Source organism: Saccharothrix sp. S26, assembly GCF_021390395.1.
Taxonomy (GTDB): Bacteria; Actinomycetota; Actinomycetes; order Mycobacteriales; family Pseudonocardiaceae; genus Actinosynnema.
On sequence record NZ_JAJUWT010000003.1, the window covers coordinates 230,506 to 245,635 of the forward strand.

General features: G+C 72.6%; 6 protein-coding genes and 1 pseudogene. 4 read left to right on the forward strand and 3 right to left on the reverse strand.

Features of this window, described 5'->3' with window-relative positions; translation table 11 throughout:
- Positions 1 to 80: 80 nt before the first annotated feature.
- A complete protein-coding gene (locus LZG04_RS06010; protein ID WP_233814000.1) occupies positions 81 to 6,782 on the reverse strand; it encodes a LamG domain-containing protein in 6,702 nt (2,233 codons plus the stop codon).
- A gap of 836 nt (positions 6,783 to 7,618) precedes the next feature.
- On the opposite strand from LZG04_RS06010, the pseudogene LZG04_RS42930 reads away from it, so the two are divergent.
- The 4 genes and pseudogenes from LZG04_RS42930 to LZG04_RS06025 all read left to right on the forward strand — a co-directional run.
- Positions 7,619 to 9,463: pseudogene (locus LZG04_RS42930) on the forward strand (UvrD-helicase domain-containing protein); the annotation flags it as partial.
- A gap of 177 nt (positions 9,464 to 9,640) precedes the next feature.
- Entirely contained in the window at positions 9,641 to 9,973 is a 333-nt protein-coding gene (locus LZG04_RS42935; RefSeq protein WP_374202792.1) for a 3'-5' exonuclease, read from the forward strand.
- Positions 9,974 to 10,941: 968 nt separating this feature from the next.
- Complete coding sequence (locus tag LZG04_RS06020; protein ID WP_233814002.1) at positions 10,942 to 12,255, forward strand: alpha-lytic protease prodomain-containing protein; 1,314 nt, start codon at positions 10,942 to 10,944, stop codon at positions 12,253 to 12,255.
- Positions 12,256 to 12,497: 242 nt separating this feature from the next.
- Positions 12,498 to 14,432 carry a serine/threonine-protein kinase gene (locus tag LZG04_RS06025; RefSeq protein WP_233814004.1) on the forward strand — a complete coding sequence of 645 codons (1,935 nt, stop codon included), beginning with the start codon at positions 12,498 to 12,500 and terminating at the stop codon, positions 14,430 to 14,432.
- On the opposite strand, the gene LZG04_RS06030 is transcribed toward LZG04_RS06025, so the two are convergent.
- Positions 14,383 to 14,613 carry a hypothetical protein gene (locus LZG04_RS06030; protein WP_233814006.1) on the reverse strand — a complete coding sequence of 77 codons (231 nt, stop codon included), beginning with the start codon at positions 14,611 to 14,613 and terminating at the stop codon, positions 14,383 to 14,385. The genes LZG04_RS06025 and LZG04_RS06030 overlap by 50 nt on opposite strands.
- A 69-nt stretch (positions 14,614 to 14,682) precedes the next feature.
- Positions 14,683 to 15,075, reverse strand: coding sequence for a DUF2000 domain-containing protein (locus LZG04_RS06035; RefSeq protein ID WP_233814009.1), 393 nt, complete (start codon positions 15,073 to 15,075; stop codon positions 14,683 to 14,685).
- Between the last annotated feature and the right edge of the window lie 55 nt (positions 15,076 to 15,130).

The window sequence follows — 15,130 nt, forward strand, 5'->3', positions numbered from 1 at the left end:
CGCGAGCGCTCTCGCGAGCGTGCGGAAGGTACGTCTGTCGGACCGCATTACCTCTCCAAAGGTGAGCGGGAGCAGGGACGTCACGCGGCGAACTGCGGGGCCGTGGTCGGCACGGACTTGTCGGTGTAGCCGAGCAGGCCGTCCACCGTCAGGCCCTCGCAGTCGGCCTGCGCCGATACGAAGGACTCCCCGTTGATCCGGCACCGGTACAGCGCCTTGCCCGAACCGTCGGCGGGCGCCGCGGTCCAGATCCGGCCGAGGCTGCTGACCACGCGCTTGCCCTCGCAGTTCGGGTCGGTCGACACGAACTGGTCGGAGCCGTCGTAGCAGCTCATCAACGGCTGGTTGCCGGGCTTGGCGACCAGTGACAGGAACCCGTGGACGCCCTCCGTGCGGTAGCCGGGCGGAGTTCCCTCCACCGTGGCCATGTGGTCACCGGTGTCGTCGTTCAGGCTGCGCACCAGCGGGGCGTAGGCCAGCGTGTAGCCGAGCAGCCCTTCGGCGGTCATGCCCTCGCAGTCCGAGCGGCGGGACTCGAAGTGGTCCACCCCGGTGAAGCACCGGTAGACCGGGATGGTCGGCAGGTTCGTCGGCTGCTTGCTGTAGACGACTCCCGCCACACCGAGCTTGGCCTGGGCCTCGCAGTCGGACATCACGGACGTGAACGAGTTGGTGCCGTAGCGGCACGCGTACAACGTCCGGGTGTTCGGGTGCGAGGGGTCGACCACCATCCCGAGGGCGCCCTCCACGTGGTACCCGGCGGGCAGGGGTCCGGTGGTGCTGCCCGTGGCGTGGTCGCCCGCGCCGTCGAGCAGTCGGGCGAGCTGGCCCGGAGCGGGAGTGGCGTGGCTCGCCCGCCGGGCGATGGAGGCGTCGGTGCCGATGCCGTTCTCGACCCGCACCTCGTCGAGGTCTCCGGGGAAGAAGTCCGCAGGACTGTCCGCGACCTTGCCGCCACCGATGGTGAGGCTGCCGAGCGAACCCCACAGCAGCACGTGCTCGCGGACACCCGCGAGCTTGCCGTCCACGTACAGCTTCAGCACGCCCGCCGGGCGGTCGTAGACGCCGGTGAGGAGCTGCCACTGGTCGAACTTGACCGGCTCCGCCGACAGCGCCCACACGGGAGGGGCCTGGTCGTCGTCCTGGGTCGGCGCGCCGAACGCCCACCGGTCGGACTCCGGTCGGTACTGCAGGGCGAAGGCGCTCATCCGGTCCCCGCTCTGCGCGAGCGCGGTGCCCACCTTGCCCTTGCCGCGCAACCGCACCCACGTCGACACGGTGAAGCTGTTGCGCATGTCGATGCCGTGCAGCGCGGTCTGGGCGTGGCTGCGGCCATCCAGCCGCAGCGCCTTGCCGTTGGGGCCGTCGACGAACGACGTGGTGCCGATGGCCGTGGTCTGGTTCGCCCGCCACGAGTAGTCGCGCACCGTGCTGTCGTCGAAGCGCCACTGCCCGGACAGGGTGGTGCCCGGCAGCCCCTGCACGAGCCGCACCTCGCCGTCGCTCAGGGCCTTGTCGAACACCCGCAGGTCGTCCACACCCCGTGGGAAGAACCTCGCCTTGCCGCCGTTCACCTTGCCCCGGCCGATGGACAGCACACCCTCGCTCGGCAGCACGGTGACGCCCGTCACGGTTCCCGACGGCACGCCGTTGACGTGCAACCTGAGCCGACCCAGTTGCTTGTCGTAGGTCATCGACAGGTGCGTCCAGGCGTGCCAGGCGGCCTTCTCCGTGGACCGCACGACATGCGCGGCGGAGTCGTCGGAGTCGGTCTTCGGCAGCATGGCCGCCCAGCGGTCGCTCGCGGCTTCGTACATCAGGGAGAAGGCGCCGACCCGGTTCGCGTCCTGGCCGACGACGACCCGATCACCGTTGTTGCCCGCGGTCAGGTACACCCACGCGCTGACGGTGAAGCTGTCCGTGGTGGTCAGCACCTTGCCGCTGGTCTCCGCGTAACCGGTCGTGCCGTCGAACCAGGCGCCGGGGCCGTCGCGGCCGCCGATCCAGCCCGCGCCGTTCTTCAGGGTGGCGGTCCGCCCGCCGACGCTGTCGGCGGCCGTGGTGCCGGTGTTCTCGTTGAACTTCCAGTGCCCGGTCGGGGTGGGCAGGGTCGGGGTCGGGTTTTCCTGCGGGTAGGACTTGTGCAGCGTCGACACGCGGTCGTCGGTCAGCGGGCCCGTGTAGAGGCGCACCTCGTCCACGCTGCCCACCCAGTGCTGGGCGGGGGTGCCGCCGGCCTTGCCGCGGCCGATGACGAGCGGGCCCGTGGCGGGCCACGGCGTGTTCAGCGTGCCGTCACCGATGCGGATGCCGTTGACGTAGATCCAGATCTTCTTGTGCTTGGCGTCGTACACGCCGGTCAGGTGCACCCAGGTGTCGATCTCGCTGGCGTCGGTGGTGACGGCCGCCTTGGTGACGACGGCGTCGACCGCGTCGCTCTCCGGCATCTCGAAGAACCACTTGCCCGCGCGGTGCTGGTCGTCGTTGATCAGGTGACCGAGGCGGAACTTGCTGGTGTTCTGCCCGTCCACGCTGAGCGCGACCCACTCGCAGGACTGGACGTCCTCGGTGAACTCGCACGTCCGCCCCGGCGGCAGGTAGACCCACGCCGACACGGTGAAGCTCTCGTCGGTGCGCAGGTCGACGCCCTGGGTGGCGGCCGCGCCCGCGCCGTCGAACGCGAGCGCGTTGCCCAGCCGGCCGGGCGCGTGCGTCGCGCCGCCGGTCAGCGCCGCCGACCGGACCCCGACCGAGTCCGCCGCCGACGTGCCGCTCGGCTCGTCCAGCTGCCACTCGTGCACCAGCGCCAGGTCACGGCCCGCGAGCTGGCGGACCTCGTCCACGAACAAGGGCCGGCTGTAGACCGACACGTCGTCGATCGCGCCGCTGAAGTGCTGGATCCCGGCCGTGCCCGCACGGGTGCGCCCGATCCGCAGGCCGCCCACCGCCGCGTCCGGGCTCCACGCGCCGGTGTGCTGCGCGGACCCGGCGGCCACGCCGTTGACGTACAGCGACATCCGGCCGGTCGACTGGTCGTAGCCCGCCGCCAGGTGCGTCCACACGCCGACCTGCACCGGCCCGCCGTACGCGTGGTCACGTGCCGCGGCGGCGTCGTCGCGGCCCGCCATGGTGAACGCCCACCGGCCGTCGTCGGTGGTGCGCAGGTCGAACGCCCCGGTGGCCCGGCCTTCCAGCGACACCACCGACATGGCGCTGCCGACCCGGTCCACCTTCGCCCACGCGGTGACGGAGAAGCTGCGCGCGGTGTCGATCGTCTGCGGCGCGCTGACGTGACCGGCGCCGGAGAGCCGGACCGCCTGGTCGGTCGGGTCGGGCAGGCTGCTCTGGCCCGGCGTCCACGTCACGTCGCCGTTCAGCGCGCCGTTGCGGGCGGGCAGGGACGCGTCGTCGGCGTTGGCGTCGAGCTTCCAGGTGCCCGCCGTGACGCCGTCCTGGGCGACGATGCCCTGGATCTCCTCCGGCGCGAGCACCCGGCTGTAGGCGCGCCAGTCGTCCACGAAGCCGGTGAGGTGGTTCCCGCCGTACGACCGGCCGAACACCAGGTCGCCGGTGGCGTCCCACGGCGCCCCGACACCGACCGCGTTGCCGTCCCCGACCCCGTCGACGAACAGCTGGGCCGTGCGCGTCGAGGCGTCGAACGCGGCGGTCAGGTGCGTCCAGTTCGCGCCGGCGGCGCGGCCGGAGGTGGCGAGCGCGTTCCACGCCGTCGAACCGTCCGACGGGCGGACGCCGAAGTGCCACTTGCCGTCCCGCAGGAACACCTCGAACCCGCTGGAGGCCGTGCCGTCCTGGGACACCACGGTGTAGGTCGTGCCGGCGGCCGGGGCCGCGGGCACCTTGACCCAGCCGGCCACGGTGAAGTCGCGGTCGGTGCGCAGCACCGGGCCGTCGCTGCGGGCCTCGCCCGCTCCCTTGAACTGGAGCGCGGCGGGCTTGTCGCCGGTCCTCAACGCCGTGTCGACGGTGGTGGTGGACGCGCCGGGCGACGGCACGACCTCCGCGCCGCCGGACACCTCGTTCGCCGAGGGGTCCCGCTCGTCGAACCGCCAGTGGCCCAGCTGCACGTTGTCCGCGCGGACGCCGGCCTTGACCTCGGCGTCGCTCAACGCGCGGTCGTGGACCTCGACCTCGTCCACCGCGCCGCGCCACGAGTTGCCGATCACGCCGGACGCCATGCCGCGCCCGACCCGCAGCGGCCCGTTCGCGTGCCACGCGGTGCTCCGGGTCGCCGAACCCGCCAACTCGCCGTTGACGTGCAGCTTCACCTTCCCGGCGGCGGCGTCGTACACGCCGGTGAGGTGGGTCCACACACCCACCGCGGCGTCCTCGGTGGAGCGGACGAACGTGTACCCCGCGGGCGGTGAGGCGTCACCGGTCGGCATCACGAACACCCAGCGCTTGCTGCCCGGCTCGTACTGCAGGCAGAAACCGCAGATCACCGCGCCGTCCTGGCTGATCGCGGTCTGGGTCGCCTGGCCGTTGTCCAGGCGCACCCAGGCCGACACCGAGAAGCTCGCGTCCGTGCGCACCGCGTTGGGCGCGGTCACGGTGTCGTCGACGCCGTCGAAGCCCAGCGCCGAGCCCAGCGCGCCCGGCACGTAGGTCGGCCCGCCCTGCGCGGTGCCGTCACGCCAGCCGAGGAACGCCGAGTCCTTGGTGTCGCCGTCGAACGTGTACTGCGCCAGCGGCCCGGAGCCGCCGCGCACGTAGAAGTGGTACTGCTTGGCCGGGCCGGCGTTGCCCGCGCGGTCCACGCTGCGCACGTGCAGCGTCTGCGGGCCGTCGCCGGGCGGGGTCAGGGGCAGCGACGCCTTGCCGCCCACGCCCAGCCGGTCCGGGTAGGCCGTCAGCGGGGTGGCGTCGTCCCAGCCGTAGGCGAAGTGGTCGACGTCGTCGTCCTTCGCGGTGAAGGTGAACGTGCCGGCCACGGTCTCGCCGCCGTGCCAGCGGTTGTCCTCCGGGTAGAGCGGGCTGACCACCTCCGGCTGGTTCGCCGGTCGGACGGTGTCGACCTTGAACGACGGGCCGCTGACCCAGTCGGGCGACTGCCAGTTGCCGTCGTTGGCCTTGACCTTCCAGGTCACGGTCTGGCCGTGCTTGCCGGTCAGGTCGAGCGTCGAGGTGAACGGCGCGCCGGAGTTGTTGGCCGCGCCGCTGTACGGCGACGTCGTGCCGTCGCGCGTGACCTCCCACATCGGGAAGAGCGTGCTGTCGTCGGGGTCGCTGAGCCGTGCGCTCAGCTTGACCTCCGGGCCGGACAGGTAGGTGACGCCCGCGCACCAGTGGCACGGCGTCATGTCGTGGTCGGTGCCCACCTCGTAGGCGTTGTTCGGCTGGTGGTTGTAGTTCACCTGGAGCTTGGTGTGGTCCGGGTGGTACTTGCGCCAGGCGTTGTCGAGGCCCTCGTCGGCGGCGGTGAGGAAGAACGTCGACACCCCACCGGCGTTGGTGCCGCCCAGCGCCTTGTCGAACCCGACCTCCTGGAAGCCGGTGCAGGTGCTGTAGACCGACGGCACCGAGACGTTCTGCAGGTGGCCGCCCGCCGGCTGGTTGTACCAGTTCGTGTCGGAGTAGATCGTCCCCGCGTCGTACAGGGCCTGCGTCTCGGACGTGCCGCACGCGGTCGGGCCGTAGACGGCCGAGGTGATGAACTTCGAGCTCAGCACCTGCCGGCCGGCCAGGAAGCCGGTGTCGAACTGGAAGTAGCTGCGCACCACCAGGCCCTGGCCGTACGCCTTGCCGGCACGGGCGGTGGTGATGCCGTTGAGCCACCACGCGGTCTCCGCCTGGGAGTTCGCGCCGTTCCAGTGCGTGCCGCGGCGCATCGCGTCCGTGCCGTCGTCGTAGACCGACGTCCAGCTCTGCTTGTCCGGCGTGTGCCAGGACGGGTCGATGACGAGCGGGAACACCGCGTCCGGGTCCGCCAGCGCGGCCGCGTCGGGCACCAGCGTGAGCGAGTCCTCGGTGATCTCGACGCCGACGGGGGAGCGGCCCGCCGACGGGCTGTCGGTCTCGCGCTTCGCCGAGTCCCACATCCACGAGCTCGCGGCCTCGAAGATCGTCCCGCCCGCCGGGTCGGTGGCCGTGAGCCTGCCGTCGTCATGGGCCTTGAGCAGGAGGTCCTTCGTGTGCAGGTCGAACCGGATGCGTCGCAGCGCGGGGTTCTCGGCCGCCTGCGGCGTCTTCACCACGATGTGCTGCGCGTAGCCGGTGACCGTGGTGGTGATCTTCAGGTCGACGTCGGGCAGCACGTCGGCGTAGGTCGCCGTGGCCCCGTCGAGGCGCGGCTCGGGCAGCGCGCCCGGCCACGTGAGGGTGTACTCGTGGCCGTCACGCGCCATCCGGACCAGCGGCGCGTCCGTCCCGCCGCGGGACAGGGCCAGCTCCGGCACGGCGCCCTTGGGCGTCACGCCGTCGTCCGAGGGCTCCAACGTGGGGTCGGGCGCCACCCACCGGTCACCCTTGCGCACCCGCTGCGGGGTGACGTGCAGGTCGGCGGTGAACGTGCCGTCCGGCTGGGCGAACACGGTCCGCTTCTCGGTGCGCTGGTCGAGCGCCTCGACCGGCCTCCCCTGGCGCTGGGCGGCGGTCATGGCCAGGGCCGAGGTCGCCGCCTCGGCCAGGGCGGGCGGTGGCCCGGCCGGGGTGGGCGGCCGGTCGGCCGTGACGAGGACGGAGGCGCCGAGCGCCGCCGCGAGGACGAGGACGGTGGATCTTCCGCGCAGGCCGAAGCCCCGCGCCGCGGTGCGGCGGGTAGACACGACGAGCCCCCTCAGATTCGGCGCTCGCCCCCCGACGACGTGCGAACCGCAGATGTGCGGGTGCAGCATGCACGGCTCAGGTGGATCTCAGGAAGGTCCAAGAGAGTGACGTGAGCGACCCTCGGTTTTTATTGTCGTAGGGCTCCTGACCGGCTAAGTCGTGCGTGAAGGGCCTGTCCCGCCCGCCGGCCGACCGGAGTCGATCACTCACTACCATCCGGCGGGTGCGCTTCGTGGCCGATCTCCACATCCACTCCAAGTACTCCCGGGCGTGCAGCCGCGACTGCGACCTCGAACACCTGACCTGGTGGGCCCGGCGCAAGGGGATCTCCCTCGTCGGCACCGGCGACTTCACCCACCCCGCCTGGTACGACCACCTGACCGAGACCCTGGTCGAGTCCTCGCCCGGCCTGTTCCGGCTGCGCGACGACCTCGACCGCGACGTCGACCGCACGCTGCCGCCGTCGCTCGCCTCCGCGCCCGTGCGGTTCATGCTCTCCGTGGAGATCTCCACCATCTACAAGCGCGGCGACCGCACCCGCAAGGTCCACCACCTCGTCTACATGCCCGACCTGCCCTCGGCCGCGCGGTTCAACGCCCGACTGGCCAAGATCGGCAACCTCGGCTCGGACGGGCGGCCGATCCTCGGGCTCGACTCGCGCGACCTGCTGGAGATCACGCTGGAGTGCGGCGGCTACCTCGTGCCCGCGCACGTGTGGACGCCGTGGTTCGCGGTGCTCGGGTCGAAGTCCGGGTTCGACGCCATCGAGGACTGCTACGCCGACCTGGCGCACCACGTCTTCGCGGTCGAGACCGGGCTGTCGTCGGACCCGGAGATGAACTGGCGCGTGTCGGGGCTGGACAAGTACCGGCTGGTCAGCAACTCCGACGCGCACTCGCCGCCCGCGCTGGGCCGTGAGGCGACCGTGTTCGACACGGAACTGGACTACTACTCGGTGCGGGCGGCGCTGGAGACCGGCGACGGTTTCGCCGGATCACTGGAGTTCTTCCCGGAGGAGGGCAAGTACCACGTCGACGGGCACCGCAAGTGCGGTGTGCGGATGGAGCCCGAGGAAACGGTGGCGCACAAGGGGATCTGCCCCGAGTGCGGCAAGCCGTTGACGGTCGGGGTGCTCAGCCGGGTGGAGGAGCTGGCCGACCGGCCGCACGGGTCGCGGCCCGCCGGCGCGGCCGGGTTCACCAGCCTGGTGCCGCTGCCCGAGGTGGTGAGCGAGATCGTCGGCACCGGGCCGAAGAGCAAGAAGGTGCTGGGGGAGATCGACAAGCTGACGGCCGCGTTGGGGCCGGAACTGGTGATCCTGCAGGATGTCCCGGTCGACGACATCGCCGTGCACTCGCCGTTGCTGGCCGAGGCCGTGACGCGGCTGCGGCGCGGTGAAGTGGTGCGAGAGGCGGGGTACGACGGCGAGTACGGCGTGATCCGCGTGTTCGAGCCGGGTGAGCTGGAGCGTCGGCGGTCGGCGTTGGCGTTGTTCGACTACGCCGGTCCGGCTCCGTCCACTATGGCGCGTGCGCGGCCCGTGCCCGCTCCCGTCGTGGCTGACGAGGTGCCCGCTCCGGTGGTCGTCGGTTCGGGTCTGCTGGACGGTTTGGACCCGGAGCAGCGGGCGGCGGCCGAGGTGGACGGCGGACCGCTGCTGATCATCGCCGGGCCGGGCACGGGGAAGACGCGGACGTTGACCCACCGGATCGCGGACCTGGTGACGGCGCGGGGTGTGCCGCCGTAGCAGTGCCTGGCGATCACGTTCACCCGGCGTGCGGCGGAGGAACTGGCCGAACGGCTCGCCGCCCTCGCGCCCGTCGGCGGGGTGACCGTCGCGACGTTCCACTCGCTCGGGGTGCTGATCCTGCGCGAGCACGGCGGGGCGTTCGGGTTGTCGCCGTCGTTCGGGGTGGCGGACCCGGAGCGGCAGTTGGCCGTGGCGTCGTCCGTGGTGGCCGACGAGAAGGAGGCGCGGGCGCTGATCGCGGCCGGGGACGACCGGTACAAGAAGGCGTTGCGGGACCAGGACCTGGTGGACTTCGACGACCTGGTCACGTTGCCGCTGTCGCTGCTGGAGGGGTCGCCGTCACTGGTCGACGCCTACCGCGCGCGGTGGCGGTGGGTGTCGGTGGACGAGTACCAGGACGTGGACGAGCGGCAGTACCGGCTGCTGCGGCTGCTCGTGCCGCCGGACGGCAACCTGACCGCGATCGGCGACCCGGACCAGGCGATCTACCGGTTCCGCGGTGCCGACGTCGGGTTCTTCCTGCGGTTCCGGGAGGACTTCCCCGGGGCGCGGACCGTGCGGCTGACCAGGAACTACCGGTCGTCGGCCGCGGTGGTGACGGGTGCGTTGGAGGTGATCGCGCCGTCGTCCCTCGTGCCGGGGCGGGAACTGCGGCCGATGGCGGACCACGGCGACGCGCCCATCGGCGTGCACCACGCGTCGTCGGAGGCGGCCGAGGCGGCGTTCGTGGCGCGGACCATCGAGCAGGTGCTGGGCGGTGCGTCGTTCCACGCGTTCGACAGCGGTCGGGTGGTGGGCGACGGCACGCAGGGCCTGGGCTTCTCCGACTTCGCCGTGCTGTACCGGACGGATCGGCAGTCGCGGGCGCTGGTGGAGGCGTTGACCCAGTCCGGGCTGCCGTTCCAGAAGCGCTCGCACGACCGGTTGGCCGACCGTCCCGGGGTGGCGCGGATCGCGCACGAGGTCAAGTACGCGGCCGGGGCGACGGTGCTGGAGCGGGTGCGTGCCGTGGCGGGCGACGACCACACGGCCTACGAACTGCTCAAGCCCTTGGCCGCGTCGTGCGGCTCGGACTTCGAACGCTTCCACACCGCTCTCGCGGTGGGCGTGGAGGTCGACACGTGGGATCCACGGGCCGACCGGATCTCGCTGCTGACGCTGCACGCGTCGAAGGGCCTGGAGTTCCCGGTGGTGTTCATCGTCGGGTGCTCGGACGGCGTGCTGCCGCTGCGGTGGCCGGGTGACGACGACCCGGCGGCGGTGGACGAGGAACGCCGCCTGCTGTTCGTCGGGATGACGAGAGCCCAACGGCACCTGTACTTGAGCCATCCGACCGGCCGCCCCCGATCCCCGTTCCTGGCGGCGTTGAAGTCCTACGAGCAACTGGGCGACCCCCAACCCCGCCGCAAGCGCAAGGGCACCCAACTGAGCCTGCTGTGACCCCACCCGAAACCGCAGCTAACGGCCCTCCGGCTGCCACGATCGGGTGATCATCGCCCAACTTTGTACGGAAACACCGTTACCGCCCCTCGGTTAAATCGAGGCCGCCCCGAACCACCCACCCACCACCCACAAGCCACCCCGCCCGCCGACCTGCCGCCCGCCGACCTGCCGCCCGCTGCCTGCCCGCTCGCCGACCACCCACCCGCCGACCCACCACCCGCCGACCTGCCGACCACCGACCACCCACCGACCACCCACCGACCGCCCACCACCGCCCGCCGACCACCGACCGCCCGCCAACCACCCGCCGCTGACTGCCCACCCTCCGACCCGCGGCCGCCGCCCGCTCATCCGCCACCCGTCAATCCGCCCACCGCTGCCTGCCCGCTCGCCGGGTCTCTGCCCGCCTGCCGCACCCTCGCCCGCCCGACCGACCACCTGCCTGCGACCCGCCCCGCGCCTGCCCGCCGCCTGTCTGCCGCGCGCCGGCGCGTGCCCCGCCTGTCCGCGCACTTGCCCGGCCGCCGACCTGTCCGCCGCGCCCTGCCCCCACGTGCCTGCCGCGCACCCGCCGAGCCTTCGACCGCCTGCCAGCCGCGCCGAACGCCAGTCGCGCCGAACGCCAGCGCGCGGTCAGCCGGTCGCGCCCGCACGCCGATCGTCCGCCGATCGCTAGTCCGCCGCGCCCTCGCCTGCCGCGTTCCCGCCTGCCGCGCGGCCAGGTCGTCGCGCGCCCGCCCCGTCAGCCGATCGGCCCGCGTAACGCCACCCCCGCGCAACGTCAGCGCGCCCGCGCGCCCGGCTATGACCACGCGGGAAGCAAGCGTTTGCGCGGGCGCGAATTGGACTAGACCATAACGTGGAGTTATGACTGGACTGGCATATCCGCTGCGCGTTTTCGCCGGTTAGCGTCGGGCTCAACGGCCCCGCATCCCGTGTCACCACCCCTGCAAGGAGACAAGCGGATGACTCGACGTAGCGTCGCCGCGGTCGCCGTGGCGGTCCTCAGCGCTGCCGGTTTGGCAGCCGCGCTGGCCACCACGGCTGCCGCCGGTCCACCACCGCCACCACTGGCCCTCGACGACGGCATGGTCGCCGCCATGGCGCGCGACCTCCACCTGACCCCCGACCAGGCCCGCGCCCGCATCCAACGGGAAACCGTCGCGGCCCGCACCGAGGGCACGCTCAAGTCCCGCCTCGGTCCCGCCTTCGCCGGCGCCTGGCTGAACGACGCCTCGGAACTCGTCGTCGGCGTCACGGCCGCCTCCCAGATCCAGGCCGTCGAAGCGGCGGGCGCGCGGCCGAAGGTGGTGCAGCGCTCGCTCGCCCAGCTCGACTCCCTCAAGGTCAAGCTCGACCGCAACGCCCGCAACGCGCCGAAGACCGTCCCCGGCTGGTACGTCGACACGCCCACCAACACGGTGGTCGTCCTGGCCCGCGACGTCACCGCCGCGAAGGCGTTCGCGCACGCCAGCGGCCTGGCCGACGCCGACGTCCGGATCGAAACGTCCACCGAGGACCCGCGCCCGCTGATCGACGTGATCGGCGGCAACGCCTACTACATCGGCAGCGGCTCGCGGTGCTCGGTCGGGTTCGCGGTCAACGGCGGGTTCGTCACCGCCGGGCACTGCGGCACCACCGGCGCGAGCACGACCCAGCCCAGCGGCACGTTCGCCGGCTCCAGCTTCCCCGGCAACGACTACGCCTGGGTCCGCACGGCCGCCGGCAACACCGGCCGACCCCTGGTCAACCGCTACCCCGGCACGGTCCCGGTGGCGGGTTCCACCGAGGCTCCCGTGGGCGCTTCGATCTGCCGCTCCGGCTCCACCACGGGCTGGCGCTGCGGCACCATCCAGCAGAAGAACGCCTCCGTGACCTACCCCGAAGGCACGATCACGGGCCTGACCCGCACGAACGCCTGCGCCGAACCCGGCGACTCCGGTGGTTCGTGGCTGGCCGGTGACCAGGCGCAGGGCGTCACCTCCGGTGGCTCCGGGAACTGCACGTCCGGCGGGACGACCTACTTCCAGCCGGTCAACGAGATCCTCCAGGTCTACGGCCTCCAGTTGATCGTCAGTGGCGGCGGTCCCACCAGCACCACCTCGCCGACCACGACGACCACCACGAACCCGGGCCAGACCACCTGGCAGCCAGGCGTCGCGTACGCGATCGGCTCCCTCGTGACGTACGACGGCGTCGGGTACAGGTGCTTGCAGGGGCACACGTCCCAACCAGGCTGGGATCCGCCGACGGTGCCGGCCCTGTGGGAGCGCGTGTGAGCTAGCGGCAAGCGCACGCGCCGGGGTCCGGCTCGCACACGCGGCGAGCCGGGCCCCATCTGCGCGCCGAGCCACCGCCGTCGACCCGCGCGACCAGGCGGGACGACCACCCGGAGCGAGACGCCGTGACGGCGGTGCGCGCCCGGCCACGTACCGCGTCACGCGGGCCGATCCGCGTCAGGTCGCCCGCACGGCACTGGAGGTGTGGCCCGCACCCGTACCCTGAGAGGCGACGAGAAGGGGTGGTGCGGGTCGTGGAGCTGGCCGAGTCGCTGCTGGCGTGGCTGCACGGCTGGACCGGTGTGCCCCTCTGCCCCGGCGACTGGGCCTGGACGGTGACCGCGTTCGGCGCGCTGATCGGCGTGCTGCCGACGATCGCCGCCCTGCTGTCGATCACCGTGCGCCGCGTCGTCGGCAACTCCTACGGCCCGTTCACCGGTGGGATCTTCGCCGTGCTCGGCGTGGTCAGCACGCTGGTCCTGCCGTGGATGGCGTTCTCGGCCACCTACAAGCTGCTGCGCACCCGCGCGCTGGCGGGCACGGAGACGCTGGACGAGTCGCCGTGCATGGCGTTCAGCCAGTACGACTACCTGATCGGCCGGGACGGGTTCGTGGCCGCGATCACCGGCGGGTCGGTGGTGGACGTGATCGCGGCCGGCGGCACGGCGCTGCTCGCGCTGCTGTGCCTGCTGTTCGTGATGCTCCAGGCGGGCTCGGCGTTCCGGCTCGGCCCGAGCTGGCCGCGCCGGGTGTTCTGGCCGCCGTTCCTGGTCCTGCTGCTGTCGACGTCGGCGCTGCCGGTGACGCTGGTGGGCCACCTGCTGCTCGGTTTCTTCCCGATCGCCTTGTTGGGCTCCCTGGTGGTGCGGGTTTTCGGGTTGACTACCGCCATGCTGAACCGCCCCGGTCGCGATCGCGGGAACCCGAGCCCGCAACCCGCGGTGTCGAGAACGCCACCACCGCAGCCCCAGCAGCCGCCCCGCGGCCAGCCGGCCCGCAGCCAGCCGCCGCAGAGCCAGCCGGTGCCGAGCCAGCCGGTGCAGAAACCTCCGCCCTACCAGGTGGAGAAGCCGCCGCCCTACCAGCCGGCGAAGATCCCGCCGTACCAGCCGGTGCCGCCCTACCGGCCGACCCCGCCGCAGCGGCACTACCCGCCGACGCGGGTCGCCGACGTGCCCATGGTGCCGGTGGAGCCGCCGAAGCCGACGCGGGTGGAGCAGCCCGCGCAACTGGCCGACACGCCGGGCCCGCTGCCGTTCGGCCCGGGCAGCACGAGCAGCGCACCGACGCCCACGCCCGACTCCGGCAAGGTGTGGAACCCGGCCGGCGGCCGGTTCCGGCGGATCCGCCAGCTCGGCCGCGGCGGGTTCGGCACGGTGTGGCTGGCCGTGGACGAGCAGTTGGCCCGCACGGTCGCGGTGAAGCTCGCGCACGCGCCCGACAACGACACCGAGCAACGCATGTTGCGTGAAGCGCGCGCTCTGGCCGCCGTGCGGCACCCGAACTGCGTGCGCGTGTTCGACATCGTGCAGGACCCGGACGGCCTGGCCATCGTCATGGAGTACATCGACGGCCAGCCGCTGTCGGACGTGGTGCTCAACAACGGCCTGCTCGCCGACACCCTCGCCGCCCGGCTCTGGGTGAACATGGCCGACGCGCTGGCCGCCGCGCACGAGCAGGGCGTGCTGCACCGGGACGTGAAGCCGTCCAACGTCATCGTGGACAGCCACGGCACCGCGCACCTGATCGACTTCGGCATCGCCCGGTCGAAGGGCGACAGCACGCTCACCGCCACCGGGATGATGGTCGGCACGCCCGACTTCCTCGCCCCGGAGACCGCCCGGGGCGAGGCGGCGAGCCCCGCGTCGGACGCCTGGCAGCTGGCCGCGACGGTCAGCTACGCGCTCACCGGCCACCCGCCGCGCGGCTCGCGGGAGAACCCGATCTCGTCGTTGATGGCCGCCGCGCAGGGCGAGCCGTGCGTGAAGCTGCCCCAGCACAGCGCCCACACCCGGCTGCTGACCAGCGCCCTGGACGCCGACCCGGCCAAGCGGCCGTCGTTGGGCGCGATCCGGACCGAGCTGAGCACGTGGCTGTCGCAGGCCGGGTTGAGCAAGGAAGGCCCGGTCACGAGGTTGATCGACCGGCCGGAGCCGCCGACCCGGCCCGCGCGCTGACCCGTGCCCGGAGCAGGCCGCTGACCAGGGCCGCGTCCCCGACCACCGGCGGCACGGCCGGCAGCACGCCGGAGAACGCGAGCACCAGCGCGAGCGCGGCCGTGCGGCCGCGGAGGAGCTTGACGGCGGCGGCCAGCCCCGCCGCCGTCACCGCCGCCAGCGCGGTCGACGCGACGCGCATCAGGGTGTCCAGCTCGACGTGCAGGTGCAGCGAGGAACAGCACCGCGCCCACGTACATCGCGGTGAGCCTCAAGCCATCAACGGGAGCTTGCGGGTCAGCCGGGTGACCTCGGCCCGCGGGCCGTAGAGGGCGACCGCGACGAACTCCGGGTCCTCGGCGTGCGCGAGCGCTTCGAGGTACTCCGGGTACGCGCGCGAGCGGCGGGCGACCTCGGTGAACCCGATCTTCAGCACGCCGTCCGCCCGGTGCAGGGCCTTGAGGTGCTCGGCCGGCGCGGTCAGCACCGGCACCGGGTGGGTGTTGAGGCCGAGGTGGACGGTCCCGTCGGCGTCCTTGGCGTCCTCGCCGAGCAGGTCGGGCAAGCGGGCGCCGAGGCTGAGGCCGAGCACGACGGCGGCGTTCGCGGCGAGGTTGGCCGGCAGGTCGTCACGCAGGATCAGGGCGAGTTTGGTGGGCAGCACGTCCGGTCCATTCGTTCGGTGGATTGCCACCAGACTCGCCGAACCGGATGACGAT